Raw genomic sequence first — 21,038 nt, 5'->3', positions numbered from 1 at the left:
CATGACAGCTGAAGACTTACAGTCAGGACATCTATTTTTATTGGACAAGCCTTTGGATTGGACGTCTTTTCAGGCGGTCAATAAAATGAAATACAAGCTCAAAAGAGAGTTTAACCTCCCAAAAAAATTTAAGATCGGCCACGCAGGAACATTAGATCCGAGAGCGACCGGACTTCTGATTGTATGTTGTGGAAAATTCACGAAAAAAATTCCTGAAATCCAGGACGCACCGAAAGAATACTGGACGGAAATTAAGATAGGTGTTCAGACCGAATCCTACGATACCGAAAAGCCGGAAATTCTTCACCAGGATATTTCGCATATTACGGAAGAACATATTCATAGCGCATTAGAAAAATTTGTGGGTGAAATAGACCAGATTCCGCCGGTTTTTTCCGCTATAAAAATTGAAGGGAAAAGAGCATATGACCTGGCTAGAGCAGGTGAGGAAGTTGAAATGAAATCCCGGAAAACAACTATTTTTTATATCAATGAAATTAAAATTGACCTTCCGCTGGTGAGTTTTACCGTAGGCTGTTCAAAAGGTACTTACATCAGAAGCCTTGCACATGACATCGGGCAGGAACTGGGAGTTGGAGCATATCTTACACAGTTGAGAAGAACCAAAATCGGCGATTACAAGATTGAGGATGCAACTTCTGATTTTCTGGAAAATGATTTTAGATTTAATCTGTCATGAAAAAATTAATAATAGCATTTGCCTTACTTTCTTTTTTAAAAGCTTTTTCTCAGGAAACCAAAGCTGCAAAACAAACGATGGGATTTTATTTTAACCCCTCCCTGCATCTTGGTTTTAAATTAAATAAAGAGAAAGAAATTCCCAACAATACGCAATATATCACTTCACAGCCGCCACAGAAAATCATGTATGGCATTACGGCGATAGGCGGTTATAATTTTCTTCCTAACTTTGCTTTAGGTACAGGGTTCAGATATAGTTTTATTCAGGATAACTATCATCTGATTTATCTGATGGTACAGCCGAAATTTATTTTTGATCCCGGCGACAGGCCATTTTATATTGAACTGAATTATGGAAAGCAATTGAATCATTCGGCAGTTTCCGATGCTGAATTTTGGGGTGGAAGATTGGGGCTGCAAGTCTCTTATTCAAAAAGAATCAGCCAGGAAGGAGGTATTTTCCTGGAGGCACACAAATTAGGGAATTCGAATCCTTTTTTTGTTGGGATAAGCTATGGAGTGACGATTTTCAGTAATAAAAATTATACAGGATACGGAGAAGATTAATGGAAAAAACACGCATTAATAAATATTTATCGGAAGTTGGATACTGCTCCAGAAGAGCGGCAGATAAGCTTCTGGAAGAAGGGAGAATCAAGATCAACGGAAAAGTTCCGGAGATGGGAACCAAAGTTTCCGATGAAGACGTGATTGAAGTAGATGGAAAGCCGATCCGTGAGCCACAGGAAGACCATGTTTATATTGCATTTAATAAGCCTGTAGGAATCGTTTGTACGACAGATACCAAAAGAGAGAAAAATAATATCATCGATTACATCAGCCACCCGAAAAGAATTTTTCCCATCGGAAGGCTTGATAAACCAAGTGAAGGCCTGATTCTTCTGACGAGTGACGGTGATATTGTCAATAAAATATTGCGGTCAAGAAACAACCACGGGAAAGAATATATCGTACGGGTCGATAAGCCGATTACGCCGAAATTTCTCGAAAAAATGAGAAATGGTGTACCGATTTTAGACACGGTAACCAAAAAATGTGAGGTTGAAAAAATTGATGAAATGAACTTCCGGATTGTTCTTACACAGGGACTAAACCGCCAGATCCGAAGGATGTGCGAATACCTCGGGTATGAAGTGAAAAAACTCAAAAGGATACGTGTTTTGAATATTAAACTGGATCTGCCTATTGGAAAATGGAGAGATCTGACAGAAGAGGAATTATCATCACTTCAAAAACTGGTTGAAGGTTCCAGTAAAACTTTTGATTAAATTGTAAGGTTAGCTATTTTAAGTTTTAGCTAAGCCTTTATTTTGTCCCTATTGAAACATCGGGACTAAAGCCTGACGCTCTGTATATATTTCCATAATTTAACTTAGTAGTTTTTAACTCATTTAAGATAAAGCTTCATTTTAGCCTCATATTCCGGTTTGATCTTTAAAAGTTTCCACAATTTCTTTTCATCTTTTTCGGTAAGCCTGTAGAAAATAATTTTATCTGCGGAATATTTAAAATAGGGATGGCTTTTAAGCCATTCTTCCGGCGCTTCGGTCAAGGTATATTTTATAACATTCGATGTGTTAAGCTGAGCTGTGGAAAGAAGTTTCTCCATTAATGGTATATCGATGTTATACGTTGTTAATATCTGCTCCTTATTCATAAATCCACCCAGTTTTTTCCTGAAACCAATCATAGAACCGGCTGCTTTTTCATCGAATCCAAATTCTAAAAGCTGTCTGAAAGTAATCGAATTCAGATCAACTTTAGAAAAGTCTGTTTTTTCCTGCTGTTTAATTTCAGACGGTACAGTGTTGTGCCGGGCTGCAATGGATTCTTGATTTAATCTGATAAACGGCTTCAGTTCCTCAAATTTCTCAGTGGATATTACAAAACATTTCTGAATATCTTCCAGGTTTTTAAAGCTTCCCTTTAAATTCCGTTCACGGTAATTGACAATAATATGTGACTGCTTATCAGAAAAGCCCAGCGATTTCCAGCCGTCGGTGTCTAATAGATTCGGATCGAAAAGACGGTATTGAATTTTAGTTTTTCCGGAAATTGAATTATTCTTGTAATAATTAAATCCGGCAGGTGTTTTTTCAGGAAGAATAAGATAAAATGATAACTTTTGATAATTTTCTTCGCTAATAATAAAACACTCTTTGAATTTTTCTTTGCTTACAAAACTTCCGCCCAGATAGTTTTTATATTTAACAATAGCTTCCGCCTGCCGCTCTGAAAATCCAAGCTTTATCCAGTCAGCTACAGCATAAAAATCGGGATTAAATTTTTGTGAAACCGTTATTGATTTCTTTTTAAAATGAGCAAAACCGTTCATGTTTGCTTCCCTGTTGTTTTCAGGCAATAATATGTACGGTTCCAGTTCTGAAAATTTTTCTTCCGAGACCGCAAAGCATTTTTTAAATTGCTCTTTAGAAAGAAATTTTCCGCCTACTATTTTTTTATAATTAAAAATGGTTGCCGTCTGCTTTTTAGTGAACCCTAAATGTTGCCATTGCTTTTCATCAAGATCATTCGGATCAAATTCTGCCAAATGTAGAGCAGTTGTATTATTGACGATAAAATGCACATCGGAGAAGTTTTCCTTTTCTTTGCTCCTATATTTTTGAAATCCAAACAAAATAATCAGCAGCATTCCCATGAATGCAAGCTGTTGGTAATAATTTTTTTTCATCGCCGCAAACTTAACAATTCTGTCAGTTATTAACAATGAGCGGATTGCAATTGGATGATTTCAGAATATAAATTCAGGAAAATGATTGAAAAATATCCTGATAAAAAGAAAATCAACTTCAAATTTTACTTATTCCGAATCTTTTTCCACCAAAGAATCTTTAAGTTTCAACAGTTCAGCTTTTACAAATTCAAGCCTGTCGATTAATGTAATTGTTTCCGAGATTTTGCTGTTGGTGGTAAGGGCAATTTTGGCGCCGTCGAGCGTGTAACCTTTTTCTTTAACCAGATGATAGATGATCTGCAGATTTTTAATGTCTTCGGGAGTGAAATAACGGTTGCCCTTTTTGTTCTTTTTAGGCTTAATGATAGGGAATTCCTGTTCCCAGTATCTTATTAATGAAGTGTTTACATCAAATGCTTTCGCAACTTCTCCTATGGAATAATACAGCTTATCTGGTAAATTTATCTTCATTTTTAGAATCCTAATTTTCAAAGATAAAAATTTTTTAAATCTCATCAGCAAAACACTTCCGGAAAAGTTGGATCACGGGGTAAAAATCATTCTTAGTCAGCGTTTTTTATTTCATTCCAGTAAAAAACTAAATAACTGCAATGGATCCGTTATTAATGTCTGCAAATGAGAAAATAACTTTGAATCTGATTGTACAAATCGTAAATTGTGCCATTAAAATTAATGTTGTATGAAAAATATTCTGCGGTTTGCCCCTATTGGTTTGGTTTTAGTAGTACTCAACTGCAAATCAGTAAATACCAATACTATGTTTTATGAAGACGTACAGCCGAAAAAAATTTCGGATCAGTTTACTTTTACAGAAGGACCTTCTTCGGATAAAGAAGGAAATGTTTATTTTACCGATCAGCCCAACGATAAGATTTATTACTGGGACTGGAAAACCAACCAGATTGTTGAGTTTCTAAATAATACTGGAAGAGCCAATGGTACTCATTTCGACAAAGATGATAATCTCATCACCTGCTCGGATAATAAAGGAGAGATCTGGAAAATTTCAAAAGACAAGAAAATTGAAGTCTTGCTGACAAATGTAGAAGGCAAAAGACTGAATGGTCCTAATGATGTATGGAATGATAAATTCGGTGGAATATACTTTACGGATCCTTTATATGAAAGAGATTACTGGATCGGTTTTAAGAAGGAAACACCTCATAAAAGTTTGTATTACAGGAATAAAGATGGTGCCGTAACAAAAATTGAAACCTTTACGCAGCCGAATGGAATTGTTGGCAGTGAAAAATTCAAAAAATTGTATGTATCAGATATTGATGCCGGAAAAACATATGTTTATGATATGCTGGGTGAAGGAAAATTATCTGAAAAGAAACTTTTCTGTGAGATGGGCTCCGATGGTATGACGATCGATAAGCACGGAAACCTTTATCTTACCGGAAATGGGGTACATGTTTTCAATCATGAAGGAAAAAAGATTTACCATATTCCTATTGATGAGGACTGGACAGGAAATGTGACATTCGGAGGTAAGGATAATAATGTATTATTTATAACGGCTTCCAAATCAGTATACATTCTTCCTACAAAAGTAACGGGTGTAAGATAGATATCATTTTTGGCTAATACATTTAATAAATTACCAACCTTGTCGGAATGACAAGGTTTTTTTATTGAATATTTTTAACACCCAAAAGAGCAATGTAAAAAAAAATATATTTATTGATAAAATTTATATGCGCTACATATTAAAAAAAAGATTAATCATATATCATTAAATGGTGATAATAATTTTACTAAAATAGAATTATTGGAAAAAAAATAAATTTTTCTTTAAGTTTTAAATAATTTATTAAAATTTCGTATTGTATAATTGATAATTTAATATGCATAAATTTAAATATTATTCAATATATTACTTAAAATTGACTAAAAAAAACTGAATGATGAAAAAAAATTATGTTGCGGTTGCATTTTTGATATGCTCCGTAAGCTTATTAAAAGCACAGGAGAAAGACTCGGTGGCAACCACTAAAATTGATGAGCTTGTTATGGTCGGCACGAGAGCTGCTCCAAGATCAAGTGTAACTACGCCCCTTCCGATTGATAATATTGATGCATCTATTATTAAGTCGTCCGGATATACTCAGTTAGGGCAGACCCTACAGTATAGAATCCCTTCCTTTAATTCTACAAGTGCTGCAGTGCAGGATGCTACTTCATTGCTTGATCCTTTTGAAATAAGAAACATGGGGTCTTCCAGAACACTTGTTCTTATAAACGGAAAAAGAAAAAATCAGTCTTCTTTAATTTTTACTCAAAATACAATTGGAAAAGGTGAAACGGGAACAGATCTTTCCGCTATTCCCAGTATTGCTATAAAAAAGATAGAGATTCTTCGCGATGGAGCTTCTGCACAATATGGCTCTGATGCAATTGCAGGTGTTATCAATATTATCTTAAAGGATAAAATAGATTTTACTGAGGCCAACGCGAACTTCGGAATGTTTTCCAAAGGCGACGGATTTTCTCAAAACTTTAATATCATTACCGGAACAACATTTAAAAACGGAGGATTTGTCACTTTTTCGTCAAATATTCAAAATAATGATTATGCCTACAGAAACGGAAATGTAAATCCTTATTGGGAGGCACAAACTTTCGGGGCTGATCAAAATGTGGTAAATGCATACCTCGCAAAATATCCAGATGCGCAAAATAAGAATGCTTACCCTAAAAAAAGCAATATAAGTTTTCTTGTAAACTCATCCGTAATCTTGTCTGAACATTCGAGTCTTTATGCAAATGCTTCACTCGCAGTAAAAAAGGTGAATAGCTTTGCTAATCACAGAACTCCTTATTGGGTGAATCCTAATAATGTGATTAATTCACCGGATGGATTTACTCCGACTTTTATTGGTGATCTCACGGATTATGGAGCTACGCTCGGATATAAAAATAAAACTGAAAATGACTGGAATATAGATATGAGCGCTACCTTTGGGGGCAATAAAATTTTATATACGGTTGGAAATACTTTTAACTCCTCTTTAGGAGCATCCAGTCCTATTAATTTTAAGCCCGGTGGTTTTAGATTCAATAATATTGTGGGTAATATAGATGTTACCAAAAGGTTTTCAGAAAGTGTGGCATTGGCTTTTGGTACGGAAGCAAGAAGAGAAGAGTATGAAATCTACGCCGGTGATTACGCTTCCTATTATCAGACGGGAGCCATATCTTTTCCGGGGATTTCTCAGGATGATGCTGGAATATTTTCACGATATAATGTTGGTGTATATGCAGATGCTGCATTTGATATTTCGGATGCTACTTCGCTTAATGCTACAGCACGCTTTGAAAATTACAGTGATTTTGGAAGTGCATTGGTATGGAAGGTAAGTGCTAAACAGAATATTATAGGAAAAAAATTGATAGCAAGAGCTTCTGCGTCTACAGGATTTAAGGCTCCGTCCCTTCAACAGGTTTATCTGTCAACTATTCAGAATGTTTTTTCAAACGGAACCATTGTATCGGAAGGGCTTTTTAATAATATCGGAAAAGAGGCCAAAGCGGTAGGAATTCCTAGTCTTGATGCCGAAAAATCCCTAAACTTCACTTTTGGACTTGGTATTCAGCCCAATAAAAATTTCTCAATTACCATAGACGGTTATCTGATTAAGCTTTATGACAGAATTTTATTGAGCTCCAGAATGAGTGACCAGGCAACTATTTTAAGCCCGTTATCAGCAATTGGAATTTCCAACGTTACGGCAGCAAGCTTCTTTATTAATGGAGTAGATACCAATACTTTAGGTGTTGACCTTGTTGCAAATTACAGAAATATTAATATAGCTACAGGAAAGATGGCTCTCAACCTGGCAATGAATATTAATCACTCTGAAATTACAAAGAATTCAAGCAAGTTGGATGGATTAAACCTTGTAGCTCCTTTCAATAGAACGGAAGAAGCGCTTGCAACTACATCAAGACCTTCTTTAAAAGCAGTATTTGGAATAGATTATGCCATTAAAAAATGGAATTTTTCACTCAACAATACGCTGTTTGGAAAAGCTGTCTATGCGAATAGCGGAATGCCGGGAGCCAGCCTTGCCTGGAATGACCCTTCTGCAGCTTCGCAATCATATCTGGAATTTAGTCCCAGAGTAACCTCAGATCTAGCAATCAACTATAATATTAATGATAAAAATACCATCAATCTGAGCGTCATGAATATCTTTAATGTTATTCCTAAATGGGAGTTGATGAACCTCCCTTCCGGTACCTCGTATGACGAAATTTATAATGCCGTCACTTTTAACGGAAGGTATCAGCAGTCAAGTTATGATGCGCAGCATTTCAGCATATTTGGAACACAGTTTATGCTGGGATATAATATAAAATTTTAAATAGGTATCTTATAATACATATTTAATAGAATGTTGGTTTCAAGTTGCTTTCAGGAGAAAGCAACTTTTTTTATAAATTAATAAGCCACTTCCATTTTCACTTTTTTGCCTTTCAGCTTTTCGTTGGCCAGCTTTCGTAAAACAGAATTCACTTTATTTCTTGAAACCGCAACATAAGAAGTTGTATCTTTTACTTCGATTACGCCTACATCTTCTTTTTGAAGTTCGCCTTTTTTCAGAAGATATCCCACAATGTCCACTTTGTTTACTTTATCTTTTTTTCCGGCACTGATGTAAATAGTCTGAAAGGGTGTTTTTTCAGGAACTTTGTCAAAACCACTAACATTCTCTTCTGGGGTATCATTTTTAATAAAAGGAAAATTTTCTTCTTCTGTCATGATCAGATAAGCAAAACCTTTCGCGTTCATCCTTGCAGTACGACCGTTTCGGTGGATAAAAGCATCTTCTTTCGGAGGTAACTGATAATGTACAATGGATTCAACTTCTGGGACGTCTAACCCTCTTGCCGCCAGATCTGTCGTAATTAAAATTCTTGCCGAATCATTTCTGAACTTTAAAAGTGCCCGTTCTCTTTCATCCTGTTCCATGCCTCCGTGGAATGTTTCCCTGTCAATTCCTTTTTGATGCAAAAGCTCGGAAATTCTATCAACAGCATCGCGGTGATTACAGAAAATCAGGGTTCTCTTATTTCCTATCTTACATATTAAATTAAATAAAGTGTCCAGCTTTTCTTCCGATGTGGTCATTACTTTTTTTAATTGAATATCGGGTTTTATCTCATTTAATTTTAAAAAGTTGATGATCTTTTCGTCTTTAAGTCCGGTGAATGCAGGAATATCGTCCATTGCCGTTGCAGACGTTAATATTCTTTGCGATAGACCTTTTAACGAATTACAGATAAATTCCATATCATCATGGAATCCCAATTCCAGCGCTTTGTCAAATTCATCCAGAACCAGAACCTGAATGGTTTTCGGATCAAAATTGTTATTTCTTATATGGTAAACTACTCTTCCTGGAGTTCCTATCAACACTGCCGGAGCTTCAATAAGGTTGTTGACTTCAATTTTTTTATCATGACCGCCATAACAAACCGAAACTTTAAAATCTGTTCCCATTGATTTGAAAACCTGTTCGATCTGTAAGGCCAGTTCTCTTGCCGGAACCAAAATCAAAGTCTGAATTCCTGATGCATTTTTGCTGAGATTTCGGAGAACGGGAAATAAAAAAGCCAATGTTTTCCCCGATCCGGTAGGAGAGAGCAAAACAACGTCCTGATTATTTTCCGTAGCTTTATATGTAGATTTCTGCATCTGATTCATCTCCTGAATCTGTAGTTTTTGGTAGATCGATTGTAATTCCATGGTGCAAAGGTAGTGAATTTACATGGCGGTAATGAAGGAGTTTGAGAGACGGGATTTTGTTTATTGTTTTAGATTATTCATCCGTTTAAGAATCTCTTTCCCCCGAACAAGAGTAACATTGTAAGTCTGTTCGGGATTATGTATTGCTTTTTCATATAAATCTCTGGCTAAATTATTATTTCCCTGCACAAGATTAATGAATCCCAAGATTTCATATATAAAGTTTTGCAGTTTGATATCTGGATTGTTCTGAGCAGATAAATACGTTAAAATCCTTTGTGCTGCATCAATTTTGGAATCTTTATATTGTTTAATTTCATATCCAAGAGGCTTGCTGAACCAATAATCCCACATGCTGCCGTTATTGTGCTCATTCCATGAATATTTTATAAGTTGTAAGGCGACTTCCAGTAAGGCAGGATCTAAATTTTTATTTTTTGAAGGAGATGTTCTGCTTTCCCCAATATAACGATCAATGGTAGGCTCCATGCCTTTATCCTTCATTTCCTGGAAAATAGATTCTTTAAGGTATAGGGCGTGATTTTTTGAGAAACTTTCATAAGCAAAGGAAGCAGGAAAGTGATCTGCCAGATTTTCTATTCTGTATCCTTTTTTCAGCTCAGCTTTTAAATCAATTTTATATACTGTATTGTAATCATGGAAAAGATATACGTAGATAATGCCTCTTTTTAGATCGCATATCGTAGAATATAAAGTGTTCAGTTCTCCTTCCTGATGGGTTTTATCCAGAATGGTTTTTAGAAAATTAATGTTATTTTGCGTAGATTCCGAGAGCATTTCATTGGCGATTTCAGGCCTTCTGCATGCTAGTTTTCCATTGATCATATTACAGTTTGAATTGATCTGAAAGTCTCCTTTTTTTTCAATAATACCTTTTGGATTGATCAGTACGGAGTTTCCTTCCTTATCAGCTAATAAGACCTGAGACTGGGAGATGTAATCATATTTTTTTAAGATTACGATGGCCTCTTTTACATTTTTACATTTTCCTAAAACCTCCCACATGATATCGCCTTTATAAGGGTTTGTCAGGTTGAGCTTATTTAAATCATAATTGGCTGCTGCATAATCAAAAAACAGCCCATGTTCATTCATTGCTGAAGCAATTTGCATATCCGGTGCTCCGAAACAAACAGAAGCATAGCGGTCTTTGGTAGCCGGGTTATACCATATTCTGTTAAAAGGTGTAGTATCATCTTCATTAGCTGCTGCATATACTTCTCCGCCTCTGGAACAGGAAAAAATAGTGCATGCTTTTGCCGTACCTGAGCCGTATATAAGGATACTCATCATCATTAAAAAAATAGTTTTATTCATAATATATAGTTTTTATATTGGTTGTTTGATTGTTGTAAATAAATGTTGTTAAATGCTTAAATAAAATTTAATATAAATCACGCTTGTTTTTTAAGTATAACTTTTTTAATCATAACAGAAAGAAAATCTGCTTGTTATTATAAAATAAAACTCGTACCTTTGCACCACTTTTGTGGCGAAAAGGTTTGAAAAGTAAATAACTATAAATTAATTACTTCCGTATTTTTCAATTCACATTTATCAAACCGTTGAAAGAGAAGGAATACAAATTTTATTAGAATTATGTCAAAAGAGACAAATTCAGCAGAATTATTATTAAATCAAAACGTAGCACCTGAACAATTTGACTGGGATTCTTTCGAGTCCGGTCTTGATGCTGATGCTAGAAAAGAGAAAAGCGATCTTGAGGAAATCTACAACGGATCTTTAAACAACCTGGACGATAATGACGTATTGGTTGGTAAAGTAGTTAGATTAACTGACAAAGAGGCTATCGTAGACATCAACTTCAAATCTGAAGGTGTTATTTCTCTCAACGAATTCCGTTACAACCAAGGCCTTAAAGTAGGAGACGAGGTAGAAGTAATGGTAGACAGAAGAGAAGACAAAACTGGTCAGTTACAGTTATCTCACAGAAAAGCAAGAACGCTTAAAGCTTGGGATAAAGTAAACGAACTTCACGAAACAGGTGAAATCGTAAACGGTTTTGTAAAATCAAGAACGAAAGGAGGTATGATCGTAGACGTACACGGAATCGAAGCATTCTTACCTGGTTCTCAAATTGATGTTAAGCCAATCAAAGATTACGATCAGTTCGTAGGTAAAACTATGGAGTTCAAAGTTGTGAAAATCAACCCTGAGTTCAAAAACGTTGTAGTATCTCACAAAGCATTGATCGAAGCAGATATCGAAGGTCAGAAAAAAGAAATCATCGCTCAGCTTGAAAAAGGTCAGGTTCTTGAAGGTACTGTTAAGAATATTACTTCTTACGGTGTATTCATCGACTTAGGTGGTGTAGACGGATTGATCCACATTACAGACCTTTCTTGGTCTAGAGTGAACCACCCGTCTGAAATCCTTGAAGACGGACAGACTGTGAAAGTGGTTATCCTTGACTTCGATGATGAGAAAACAAGAATCCAGTTAGGTATGAAGCAATTAGAAGCTCATCCTTGGGATGCTCTTTCTGCTGACCTTAAAGTTGGAGATAGAGTAAAAGGAAAAGTAGTGGTTCTTGCTGACTATGGTGCATTTGTAGAAATCGCTCCAGGTGTAGAAGGATTAATCCACGTTTCTGAAATGTCTTGGTCTACTCACTTAAGATCTGCAGGTGACTTCGTGAAAGTAGGTGATGAGGTAGAAGCAGAAGTATTAACTTTAGACAGAGAAGAAAGAAAAATTTCTCTTGGTATCAAGCAATTAAGCAAAGATCCATGGGAAAATATCGAAGCTAAATATCCTGTAGGATCTAAGCATGTAGGAACAGTAAGAAACTTCACTAACTTCGGTGTATTCGTAGAATTAGAAGAAGGTATCGACGGATTAATCTACATCTCTGATCTTTCTTGGACTAAGAAAATCAAGCACCCATCTGAATTCTGTGCAGTTGGTGATAAACTGGATGTTGTAGTTTTAGAACTTGATATCCAGGCTAGAAGATTATCTCTAGGTCACAAGCAATTGACAGAAAATCCTTGGGATGCGTTTGAAACAAAGTATGCTGAAGGAACAATCCACGCTGGTAAAGCAGTAGAAGTTCATGATAAAGGAGCTTCTGTACAGTTCGAAGATGCTGAAGTTGAGGCTTTCTGCCCGTCAAGATTATTAGAGAAGGAAGACGGATCTAAAATCAAGAAAGGAGAAGAAGCTGATTTCAAAGTAATCGAATTTAACAAAGAATTCAAAAGAGTAGTAGTTTCTCACACAGGTATCTTCAGAGATGAAGAGAAAAAGAATGCAAGAGAAGCTTCTAACAACAGATCTAACAACACTTCATCTTCAAACAATGAAGAAAGATCAACTCTTGGAGATATCGATGCATTAGCAGAATTAAAAAGAAAAATGGAAGAAGGTAAATAATCTTCACATATTTTTGAAATAGGCCACTCTTTTGAGTGGCTTTTTTATTTTAATATCGTTTTATGAATAATTTTAATTTAATTAAATAAATAAGTGTAATTTATAAAATATTGTAGTTTAGTAAATTTTAATATTTTTGCCTATTTTTATAATTATATTTAATTTATTTTTGTTTTTATTGTATTTTATATTTATTTTGGCCTCTTTATTTGAAGTTATGGAAAAATATAAATTACAATTACTGGTTGCTTTTTATGCATTTTTACCCTTACTTTTTTTTGGCCAGGATAATAAGGCATTAATAAGAGATTATATTTCTAAAAATAAAATCAGAGAATACAAAAAATCTGATCTTATCAACTTCGTCATTGACAATATTGATAACTCAAAATCGATGAATGGTGAAATTGTGAAATTTCAGCAGATGTATAATGGATATCCTGTTTATAATGCTGAAGGAACGGCGCTCATCAGAGACCGTAAAATTATTTATTATTCAGATACTTTCCTGAAAGATTACAGCTTAGCAATATCAGGTAATTCTGCAATAACAAAAGCTACAGCACTACAAAAAATTTCTGAATATCTTCAACTACCGGAAATACAATCTTATTCAATATTAGAATTTAAAGATCCCGAACCTGAAAATGGGAAAATGGTAAAGCAAAGACTAACTTATGTTTATGACAGCGGGATTTTAACGTTAGCCTATCATTTTTCTTTCCCGGAACCTGATGCCTTACATTATTGGGATATTCTTATTGATGCTAATAATGGAAATATAATCAGCAAAACAGATCTTAATCTGTCGTGCAATTTCCATCATGATGCATATTCTCATGGTGCAGTCAATTCTCAAAGAGATTTAATAGGTCCGGTATTCGAACATTCTGACAATAGTTTCTCGCTCTTGGCTCCGGATAACGCAAGTTATACTATTTTTCCTTTACCCATTGAAGCTCCTACTTTCGGCTCCAGAACTATTGTGAGCAATCCCTGGATTTTGTCAGCTTCTCCGGAAGGATGGCATTACGATGGTAATACCCGGTACACTATAACAAGAGGAAATAATGTGTATGCCTATGAAGACAATGCCGCAGCAAATGTTGCCGGATTTTCCCCGGATGCTGGTGCAGCCAGAAATTTTAATTATTATTTTGGTATTAATGATGATCCTTTTACGAATCAAAGTGCTTCTATTACCAATTTATTTTATCTGAATAATAGAATCCATGATATTTTCTACACGTTTGGATTTACTCCTTCAGCAAGGAATTTTCAAAATACGAATTTCGGATTAGGAGGTGTAGGAAACGATTATGTTCAGGCTGAAGCTCAGGATGGAGGCGGTACAAATAATGCAAACTTTTCAAGTCCGGCTGATGGAAGCAGGCCAAGAATGCAGATGTTTCTTTGGTCCACTGTAAACAGGATCTTTTTCTATAATGCTCCGGGTACTGCTGTAAACCGACAGCCTATAGCCGGAACCGCGGCATTTGGAAATGCTTTGGATGCTGTAGGAGTTACCGGTAACGTTCAATTGTCCTCCGTGCTGGATGGTTGTACAGCGATACCCGCAGGTTCACTTACCGGAAAAATAGGCTTGATAGAAAGGGGAACCTGCAGTTTTACTGAAAAGGTAAAGAATGCCCAGAATGCCGGAGCGTCTGCTGTCATTATTTATAACAGTTTAGCTAATGGTAATACGGTTGGAAACATGTCTGGTACGGATGCTTCAATAACAATTCCTTCTGTTTTAATCTCGAATACTGAAGGAGAGTACATTAAAGATCAGCTTTCTGTTAATACCGTTGTTAATGTAACTTTAAAAAATGATCCTGCACTCAGTATAACTCCTGATGGAAGTTTTGATAATGGAATTGTCGTTCATGAATATGGACACGGTATTTCAAACAGATTAACGGGGACAGGTTCCGGCTGTTTAAGTTCTACTGTAAGCAAAGAACAAATGGGTGAAGGCTGGTCGGATTTTTTTGCATTAATGCTAACCAATAAACCGGGCGACAATGCATCGGTAGCGAGAGGGATCGGTACTTATGCCATAGGACAGCCTATATCAGGAGGAGGAATCAGACAGGCAAAATATTCACCGGATTTCGCAATTAATGATTATACTTATGGTGATACGAATGGTATGGAATATACAAATTCAAGCGGACAGATAGTTCCGGATGTACATTCAATAGGATTTGTATGGGCTTCAGTGCTTTGGGATCTTCACTGGCAATATGTAGCAAAATATGGCTATTCATCGGATGTTACTGCTAATACAACCAACGGAAGCTCAAGAATACTTCAGCTGGTAACAGACGCTTTGAAACTTCAGGTTTGTAACCCTACATTTATAGATGGAAGAAATGCAATTCTTAATGCCGAACTTGCTACTACACAAGGCGCGGACCGATGTATGATCTGGCGGGCTTTTGCGAAAAGAGGGCTTGGAGTTAATGCATCAGCAGGATCCAAAACAAATATTAATGATCAGATAGAAGATTTTACCACGCCGGCAGACTGTATTTTGGCAACAGGTGAGGTTAATACTTCCAATAATACAATTACGGTTTATCCTAATCCCGCTAAAAATGAGTTTTTCATTGATTTTCCAGACAACGTTTTAGGTAAAGTAAATGTCGAGATTTATGATATGTCCGGAAAACTGATTTTATCTGAAAATAAAATTTCTCCTGATATGAAAAAATCAATTTCTACCGATAAGCTGACAAACGGAACTTATCTGGTAAAAGTAAAAGGAATGGGTATTGATAAAACATCAAAACTAATAGTGAAAAAATAAGTCAGATAACAATAAAATTCTCGGGCGCAAGCGTAGCTTGCGCCCGAGAATTTATCTATACGCATCATATCGAATTATTCCATTTATAAGCCGTAACTTTGCGGGCTTTTAAAAATGAATCATGCAGAAGAAAAATGTATTGAAAGGAGTTTTGTTTGTAGGAATCGGAGCAAGCATCTACGGAATGCTTGCAACCTTTGTAAAACTTGCTTATCAGGATGGTTATACAACTTCAGAAGTTACGACATCACAGTTCGTATTAGGTTTAATCGGGCTATTGATATTGAATTTTATCCAGACCATTACTTCAAAAAAAGTACTTTCGTCACCCAGTTCCGGAGAAGTACGAAACTTACTGTTGGCGGGTACATCTTTAGGTTGTACAAGTCTGTTTTATTATATTGCCGTTCAGTATATTAATGTTTCAGTTGCGATTGTTTTGCTGATGCAGTCGGTGTGGTTCAGTGTTATTGTTGAAAGTTTCACAACCAAAAAACTGCCACAGATACGGAAAATTATATCGGTAGTCATCGTTTTGGCAGGAACAGTGTTGGCTACAGACCTGGTCAACACACAAATTGAAATTGATTTCAAAGGTGTTTTTTGGGGATTAATGGCAGCAGCCTCATACACCCTTACCATGTTTACTTCAAACAAACTGGCAACACACCTTCCGGTTTTCAGGAAAAGCATCATTATGCTTGCGGGAGGTTCTTTGGTGATCTTTTTGTTTTTGATATTTGCTCAAGTTGGTCCGTTGCATATTGACAGTTTAAAGACTTTCTATCTCAATTTTACAGAAAATACAGACCATATTCACGCTTTCAGGTATTCAATTTTATGGAAATACGGTTTTATTCTGGCATTATTCGGTACAATTATTCCACCGATTTTATTTAATATAGGTTTTCCTAATGCAGGGTTGGGTTTAGGAAGTATTGTTTCATCTCTGGAGCTGCCGGTTTCAGTAACAATGGCTTTCGTATTGTTGGGCGAAAAAGTGGCGGCTGTCCAATGGCTCGGAATTGCATTGATTCTTTTTGCGATTGTTCTGATGAATCTCCCGTCTAAAAAAGAACCTGCTGTGGTATAGTGTTTGAACAATTCATGAATCAAAATGAACTGTTCTCTCAGAAGTTTTAAGTAATTGTAAATAAACCACTATGAAATATCTTAAAAATATTCTAACTATTGTAGTACTGATTCTTGTTCCGGAATTTCTTTTTTCGCAGATAAAACCACTTGATGCCGAACTCACCAACTATCAGTACCCATTTAAAGTATATTTTCTGGATATTAAATCCCAGAATAACGATCTGAAAATGGCATATATGGATGTACAGCCTAAAGAGTCGAATGGAAAGACTATTATGCTCCTCCATGGCAAAAACTTTAATGGAGCCTATTGGGAAAAGACAGCAAAAGACCTTTCTGATAAAGGTTTCAGAGTAGTTATTCCGGATCAGATCGGATTCGGAAAATCATCTAAACCACAAAGTTATCAGTTCTCTTTTTCGCAGCTTGCCGAAAATACAAAAGCAGTTTTAGACCATCTTAATATAGATAAGGCTATCGTTTTAGGACATTCCATGGGCGGAATGGTAGCCACAAGATTTACTCTTCTTTATCCTGACAGAGTGGAAAAATTGATTCTTGAAAATCCGATTGGGCTGGAAGATTATAAAACATTCGCAGCATATCAGACCATCGATCAGGCATATCAGTCAGAGCTGAAGAACACAGCAGAATCTTATAAAAATTACCAGCTCACATTTTATTACGATAATAAATGGAAACCTGAATATCAGCCCTGGCTGGACTTAATTGCAGGCTGGACTCTCCATCCTGATTACCCCAAAGTAGCGTGGAATGCTGCTTTAACCTCGGATATGATTTACAATCAGCCTGTTTGCTACGAATTTAAGAATATTAAAGTTCCAACACTTTTGATTATCGGAACAAGAGATCGTACCGCTATAGGAAAAGACAGGACGCCAAAGGAACTGCAGCCTAAAATGGGGCAATATCAGTTGTTGGGAAAAAAAACACAGCAGGAAATCAAAGGTTCGAAATTGGTGGAACTTGAAAATGTAGGCCATTTACCGCATATCGAAGTGTATGATAAGTTCTGGAATGCGCTTTATGGTTTTATCAGATAACGCAAAAAAAATCGGCTGCAAAGTATTGACAGCCGATTTTTATTTAAATTCATTTAAATCAGGAAATGAGTTCCATAATCCGTAAAGCTACTTTCAGAGCTTCTGTTCCGTCTTCAATGGGAACTTCAACATTTTTATTTTCAATAATGGAATCCGCAAAAGAATTCAGTTCATCAAGAATTGCGTTATTCGGCTGAATATCCGGATATTCAAATAAAATCTGATTTTTTTCACCCTCTGCATTTTCAATAATCATATCAAAAGGTGTCGGATGTTCCGGTGCATCTTTCATTCGGATAACTTCGGCTTTTTTCTCAAGAAAATCTACGGAAATATAAGCATCTTTCTGGAAAAAGCGGCTTTTTCTCATGGCCTTCATGGAAATCCTGGAAGTAGTAAGGTTAGCGACGCAGCCATTTTCAAATTCAATTCTGGCATTGGCAATATCCGGAGTTTTACTCACGACACAAACACCGCTTGCGTGGATGTTTTTTACCTTAGATTTTACGATGCTTAGCAGGATATCAAGATCGTGTATCATTAAATCCAGCACTACCGAAACATCCGTTCCGCGCGGATTAAATTCCGCAAGTCTGTGGATTTCAATGAACATCGGATTTTTAATATACTCTTTTGTTGCAATGAAAGCAGGATTATATCTCTCAACGTGGCCCACCTGCGCTTTGATTCCTTTTTCCCGGCATTGTTTTAAAAGCTCTTCTGCCTGCTCAAGGGTTTGGGTAACGGGTTTTTCTATAAAAAAATGAAGGCCTTTTTCAATTGCCTGTAAAGCATAATCATAATGATAAATGGTTGGTGTCACGATATCCAGCATATCGATTTTATCCAGCAATTCAGCAAAATTTTCAAAATAAGGATATCCGAATTCCGCTTCCAGCTTTTTTCCATTTTCAATATCTTTATCATGAAAACCTACAAATTCATATTTATCCGATTGATTCAGAAGTTTTAAATGAATCTTTCCTAAATGTCCGGCACCTACCAAACCTGCTTTTAACATATGTTTATTAAATTTTTGTAAATATAAGAATTTTAAAGAACGGTAGACGGATGATCATTTTTAGGTTGATAAATACTGAATGTTTTTTTACTTTTGTAAAAAAAATTATCCCTGAAATATAAACTAAATTAAATGGCGCAAGACTCGTTTGTACACAAAGGTAAAAGAAAGATTTTGGTGGATTATCTCAGGAACAGGATCGGAATATCGGATGAAAAGGTACTTTCCGCAATGAATGAGGTTCCAAGGCACCTCTTTATAGAAAGTATTTTTGAAGATTTTGCCTATGAAGACAGAGCTTTCCCTATTCTTGCCCACCAGACGATTTCTCATCCTTCTACTGTGGCGGAACAGTCCGAACTTTTACAAATAAAAGAAGGTGAAAAAGTACTGGAAATCGGCACAGGTTGTGGTTATCAGACAGCCGTTTTACTGGCCATGAAAGCCTTGGTGTTCACCGTTGAAAGGCAAAAAGATCTTTTTGATTTTTCCAAAAAGAAATTCCGAGAAATGGGTCTTTATCCGAAATTTCAGAGTTTTGGTGACGGTTTTGCAGGGCTTCCTACTTTTGCGCCTTTTGATAAAATTATTGTGACCTGCGGGGCTTCCGTTTTACCTACGGAATTGCTGAAGCAGCTTAAAGTTGGCGGTAAGATGGTGATTCCTTTAGGTCCCACAGATGAACAGGTTTTATACAGGTTTACCAAAATTTCACCAACCGAATTTGAAAAAGAAGAATTCGGGGCTTACAAATTTGTTCCGATGCTCGGCAATACGAATTTATAGTTTTGCAATAAAATTTAGCGTTAAAATAGTGTGTCTCATTTATCAATTTTAATGGGACTTTTCTTTGGTGGTTTGTTTTTTGATGAAATATCAGCATCTAAAAAAAATCAATACATTACAATGAAGGTATTTATCAATAAACAAATTCCGGAAATAGGGATTCATATGCTAAAGGATGCGGGTTTTGAAATTTTTATTCCTGACCACGATAATCTATCAAGAGAAGAATGGATAGGGTATTGCCAGAGTCACGATATGATTTTAAGTGTTGGAACTGAATTCAAATTTGACAAAGACTTTTTCAATGAATGTCCGAATTTGAAAGCAATTGCTTTATATTCAGTAGGTTTCGATCATGTTGATATTCAGGAAGCAGACCGCAGAAAAATTCCGGTAGGAAATACACCTGATGTCTTAAGTAAAGCGACTTCGGATATTGCATTTCTTCTCATGCAATCGGTGGCAAGAAGGGCAAGTTACAATTATGAAAAGGTAAAATCAGGAAACTGGGGAGATTTTGATCCGCTTCATGCACTTGGTCAGGAGCTCTACGGAAAGACACTGGGAATTTTCGGATTGGGAAGAATCGGTTATGAAATGGCTAAAAAATCAAAGGCAGCTTTTGATATGGACATTATATATCACAATCGTCACAGAAATGAAGAAGCTGAAACTGAACTGGATGCAAAATATGTTTCCTTCGAAGAACTCATCTCACAGTCGGATGTACTAAGTATTCATGCGAATTTTAAACCCGAACAGACGGAACTTTTCAATGCATCGGTTTTTGAGAAAATGAAAGAGAATGCCATTTTTATCAATACCGCAAGGGGAGGATTTCACAATCAAAAAGACCTCTATGCAGCGCTTACAGAACATAAAATTTGGGGAGCCGGACTTGATGTAACCAATCCGGAGCCTATATACAAAGATGATCCGATTTTGGAACTGTCAAACGTTTGTGTTCTCCCGCATATCGGTTCGGCAACAGTTGAAGCGAGAAACGGAATGGCAAAAATAGCGGCAGAAAATCTCATTGCCGTTTCAAAAGGTGAAAAAATGCCTGCTGCGGCCAATCCTGAAATTTATTCAGAAAGATAGAAAAGCTAATTAAATTATTAGTAAATTTAATATGCAAATATTAATATTTAATTGCTAAATCAAACCACCTGTTTTTAGACTTGGAATTATTTTTGTTTATGTTGTAATAACACTAAATATATAATATTATGATACCCGAAAACAGCGAACAGGAACAGGAAAGAAGATTGGAACAGAGAGATTACCAACCTAATGAAGATATATTTAATCAGGAAGAACATATCCCTTTAGATGGTGATGGAAAACCAGTGTTTAATGAAAGTTCCGACGATGATAAATTAGACAAAGGACTTGACATTCCCGGAGCTGATGATCAGGCCGGAACCGATGATATCGGGGAGGATGAAGAAAACAGCTACTGGGGATATAGTGATAATGAAGATGATCACGAAGAACAAAACGACGACTTGATACGTTAACCTTGCCTTAACCGGTAAGGTTTTTTTATTTCCTGAATGTAAGAAATAATTAAATTTTTTAATTCAAAACTAATGCTGAAAGAAAATTATATAAATGTTATACATATTAATTTAGTATAAATATTT

At 36.0% G+C, this 21,038-nt stretch carries 17 protein-coding genes; 12 read left to right on the top strand and 5 right to left on the bottom strand.

Annotation, left to right across the window (positions count from 1 at the left end):
* Window position 1 precedes the first annotated feature (1 nt).
* Genes truB through rluF form a run of 3 tightly spaced genes read left to right on the top strand, consistent with a single transcriptional unit; the run spans window position 2 to window position 1,991 of the window.
* Window positions 2-700 (top strand): tRNA pseudouridine(55) synthase TruB, encoded by a 699-nt coding sequence (gene truB / locus ODE14_RS08230; protein ID WP_263603694.1) that lies wholly within the window; start codon window positions 2-4, stop codon window positions 698-700.
* The gene (locus ODE14_RS08225) at window positions 697-1,269 is read left to right on the top strand and encodes a hypothetical protein (RefSeq protein WP_263603693.1); all 573 of its coding nucleotides are present in this window, start codon (window positions 697-699) and stop codon (window positions 1,267-1,269) included. The genes truB and ODE14_RS08225 overlap by 4 nt, the downstream gene beginning before the upstream one ends.
* A complete protein-coding gene (gene rluF, locus ODE14_RS08220) occupies window positions 1,269-1,991 on the top strand; it encodes a 23S rRNA pseudouridine(2604) synthase RluF (protein WP_263603692.1) in 723 nt (240 codons plus the stop codon). Before ODE14_RS08225 ends, rluF begins: the two co-directional genes overlap by 1 nt.
* 119 nt (window positions 1,992-2,110) lie before the next feature.
* Here rluF and ODE14_RS08215 read toward each other — a convergent pair whose 3' ends face one another.
* Together ODE14_RS08215 and ODE14_RS08210 are read right to left on the bottom strand one after the other, a co-directional pair.
* Window positions 2,111-3,415 carry a helix-hairpin-helix domain-containing protein gene (locus ODE14_RS08215; RefSeq protein ID WP_263603691.1) on the bottom strand — a complete coding sequence of 435 codons (1,305 nt, stop codon included), beginning with the start codon at window positions 3,413-3,415 and terminating at the stop codon, window positions 2,111-2,113.
* Between the two features lie 129 nt (window positions 3,416-3,544).
* The gene (locus tag ODE14_RS08210; protein ID WP_029294276.1) at window positions 3,545-3,889 is read right to left on the bottom strand and encodes a MerR family transcriptional regulator; all 345 of its coding nucleotides are present in this window, start codon (window positions 3,887-3,889) and stop codon (window positions 3,545-3,547) included.
* A 229-nt stretch (window positions 3,890-4,118) separates the two neighbouring features.
* Between ODE14_RS08210 and ODE14_RS08205 the strand changes: the two genes are divergently transcribed.
* A complete protein-coding gene (locus ODE14_RS08205) occupies window positions 4,119-5,012 on the top strand; it encodes an SMP-30/gluconolactonase/LRE family protein (RefSeq protein ID WP_263603690.1) in 894 nt (297 codons plus the stop codon).
* Window positions 5,013-5,346: 334 nt separating this feature from the next.
* Complete coding sequence (locus ODE14_RS08200) at window positions 5,347-7,809, top strand: TonB-dependent receptor plug domain-containing protein (protein WP_263603689.1); 2,463 nt, start codon at window positions 5,347-5,349, stop codon at window positions 7,807-7,809.
* A 77-nt stretch (window positions 7,810-7,886) separates the two neighbouring features.
* Here ODE14_RS08200 and ODE14_RS08195 read toward each other — a convergent pair whose 3' ends face one another.
* On the bottom strand, window positions 7,887-9,194 hold the full coding sequence (locus tag ODE14_RS08195; protein WP_263603688.1) for a DEAD/DEAH box helicase: 1,308 nt from the start codon (window positions 9,192-9,194) through the stop codon (window positions 7,887-7,889).
* Between the two features lie 60 nt (window positions 9,195-9,254).
* Window positions 9,255-10,532, bottom strand: a complete 1,278-nt coding sequence (locus ODE14_RS08190) for a carcinine hydrolase/isopenicillin-N N-acyltransferase family protein (RefSeq protein WP_263603687.1) — start codon at window positions 10,530-10,532, stop codon at window positions 9,255-9,257.
* A gap of 282 nt (window positions 10,533-10,814) precedes the next feature.
* Between ODE14_RS08190 and rpsA the strand changes: the two genes are divergently transcribed.
* From rpsA to ODE14_RS08170, 4 genes are all read left to right on the top strand, one after another.
* A complete protein-coding gene (gene rpsA, locus ODE14_RS08185) occupies window positions 10,815-12,611 on the top strand; it encodes a 30S ribosomal protein S1 (protein WP_248392132.1) in 1,797 nt (598 codons plus the stop codon).
* A 217-nt stretch (window positions 12,612-12,828) separates the two neighbouring features.
* Window positions 12,829-15,426, top strand: a complete 2,598-nt coding sequence (locus ODE14_RS08180) for a T9SS-dependent M36 family metallopeptidase (RefSeq protein ID WP_263603686.1) — start codon at window positions 12,829-12,831, stop codon at window positions 15,424-15,426.
* A 121-nt stretch (window positions 15,427-15,547) separates the two neighbouring features.
* Entirely contained in the window at window positions 15,548-16,519 is a 972-nt protein-coding gene (locus ODE14_RS08175; RefSeq protein WP_263603685.1) for an EamA family transporter, read from the top strand.
* Window positions 16,520-16,589: 70 nt separating this feature from the next.
* Window positions 16,590-17,585: an alpha/beta fold hydrolase gene (locus tag ODE14_RS08170; protein WP_263603684.1), complete on the top strand. Its 996-nt coding sequence runs from the start codon at window positions 16,590-16,592 to the stop codon at window positions 17,583-17,585.
* Window positions 17,586-17,643: 58 nt separating this feature from the next.
* Here ODE14_RS08170 and ODE14_RS08165 read toward each other — a convergent pair whose 3' ends face one another.
* Window positions 17,644-18,606 (bottom strand): Gfo/Idh/MocA family protein, encoded by a 963-nt coding sequence (locus ODE14_RS08165; RefSeq protein WP_263603683.1) that lies wholly within the window; start codon window positions 18,604-18,606, stop codon window positions 17,644-17,646.
* Between the two features lie 132 nt (window positions 18,607-18,738).
* On the opposite strand from ODE14_RS08165, the gene ODE14_RS08160 reads away from it, so the two are divergent.
* The 3 genes from ODE14_RS08160 (at window position 18,739) to ODE14_RS08150 (ending at window position 20,912) form a co-directional block, all read left to right on the top strand.
* Window positions 18,739-19,392, top strand: coding sequence for a protein-L-isoaspartate(D-aspartate) O-methyltransferase (locus ODE14_RS08160; RefSeq protein ID WP_263603682.1), 654 nt, complete (start codon window positions 18,739-18,741; stop codon window positions 19,390-19,392).
* 30 nt (window positions 19,393-19,422) lie between these two features.
* Window positions 19,423-20,493, top strand: a complete 1,071-nt coding sequence (locus ODE14_RS08155) for a 2-hydroxyacid dehydrogenase (protein ID WP_248392147.1) — start codon at window positions 19,423-19,425, stop codon at window positions 20,491-20,493.
* Between the two features lie 128 nt (window positions 20,494-20,621).
* Window positions 20,622-20,912: a hypothetical protein gene (locus tag ODE14_RS08150; RefSeq protein WP_263603681.1), complete on the top strand. Its 291-nt coding sequence runs from the start codon at window positions 20,622-20,624 to the stop codon at window positions 20,910-20,912.
* The last annotated feature ends 126 nt before the right edge of the window (window positions 20,913-21,038 follow it).

Origin of the sequence: Chryseobacterium sp. PET-29, from assembly GCF_025736815.1 — a bacterium.
GTDB lineage: Bacteria > Bacteroidota > Bacteroidia > Flavobacteriales > Weeksellaceae > Chryseobacterium > Chryseobacterium nepalense.
The sequence above is the reverse complement of the archived record's forward strand: the minus strand, read 5'-3'. Positions and strand labels throughout refer to the sequence as shown.

Excerpts from the sequence above, each read along its gene's own strand:
- ODE14_RS08175 (WP_263603685.1), top strand. The coding sequence starts at position 15,548 with ATGCAGAAGAAAAATGTATTGAAAGGAGTTTTGTTTGTAGGAATCGGA.
- ODE14_RS08165 (WP_263603683.1), bottom strand. The coding sequence starts at position 18,606 with ATGTTAAAAGCAGGTTTGGTAGGTGCCGGACATTTAGGAAAGATTCAT.
- ODE14_RS08150 (WP_263603681.1), top strand. The coding sequence starts at position 20,622 with ATGATACCCGAAAACAGCGAACAGGAACAGGAAAGAAGATTGGAACAG.
- ODE14_RS08225 (WP_263603693.1), top strand. The coding sequence starts at position 697 with ATGAAAAAATTAATAATAGCATTTGCCTTACTTTCTTTTTTAAAAGCT.
- ODE14_RS08160 (WP_263603682.1), top strand. The coding sequence starts at position 18,739 with ATGGCGCAAGACTCGTTTGTACACAAAGGTAAAAGAAAGATTTTGGTG.
- ODE14_RS08205 (WP_263603690.1), top strand. The coding sequence starts at position 4,119 with ATGAAAAATATTCTGCGGTTTGCCCCTATTGGTTTGGTTTTAGTAGTA.
- ODE14_RS08200 (WP_263603689.1), top strand. The coding sequence starts at position 5,347 with ATGATGAAAAAAAATTATGTTGCGGTTGCATTTTTGATATGCTCCGTA.
- ODE14_RS08210 (WP_029294276.1), bottom strand. The coding sequence starts at position 3,889 with ATGAAGATAAATTTACCAGATAAGCTGTATTATTCCATAGGAGAAGTT.
- ODE14_RS08195 (WP_263603688.1), bottom strand. The coding sequence starts at position 9,194 with ATGGAATTACAATCGATCTACCAAAAACTACAGATTCAGGAGATGAAT.
- ODE14_RS08190 (WP_263603687.1), bottom strand. The coding sequence starts at position 10,532 with ATGAATAAAACTATTTTTTTAATGATGATGAGTATCCTTATATACGGC.
- truB (WP_263603694.1), top strand. The coding sequence starts at position 2 with ATGACAGCTGAAGACTTACAGTCAGGACATCTATTTTTATTGGACAAG.
- ODE14_RS08215 (WP_263603691.1), bottom strand. The coding sequence starts at position 3,415 with ATGAAAAAAAATTATTACCAACAGCTTGCATTCATGGGAATGCTGCTG.
- ODE14_RS08170 (WP_263603684.1), top strand. The coding sequence starts at position 16,590 with ATGAAATATCTTAAAAATATTCTAACTATTGTAGTACTGATTCTTGTT.
- ODE14_RS08180 (WP_263603686.1), top strand. The coding sequence starts at position 12,829 with ATGGAAAAATATAAATTACAATTACTGGTTGCTTTTTATGCATTTTTA.
- rpsA (WP_248392132.1), top strand. The coding sequence starts at position 10,815 with ATGTCAAAAGAGACAAATTCAGCAGAATTATTATTAAATCAAAACGTA.
- rluF (WP_263603692.1), top strand. The coding sequence starts at position 1,269 with ATGGAAAAAACACGCATTAATAAATATTTATCGGAAGTTGGATACTGC.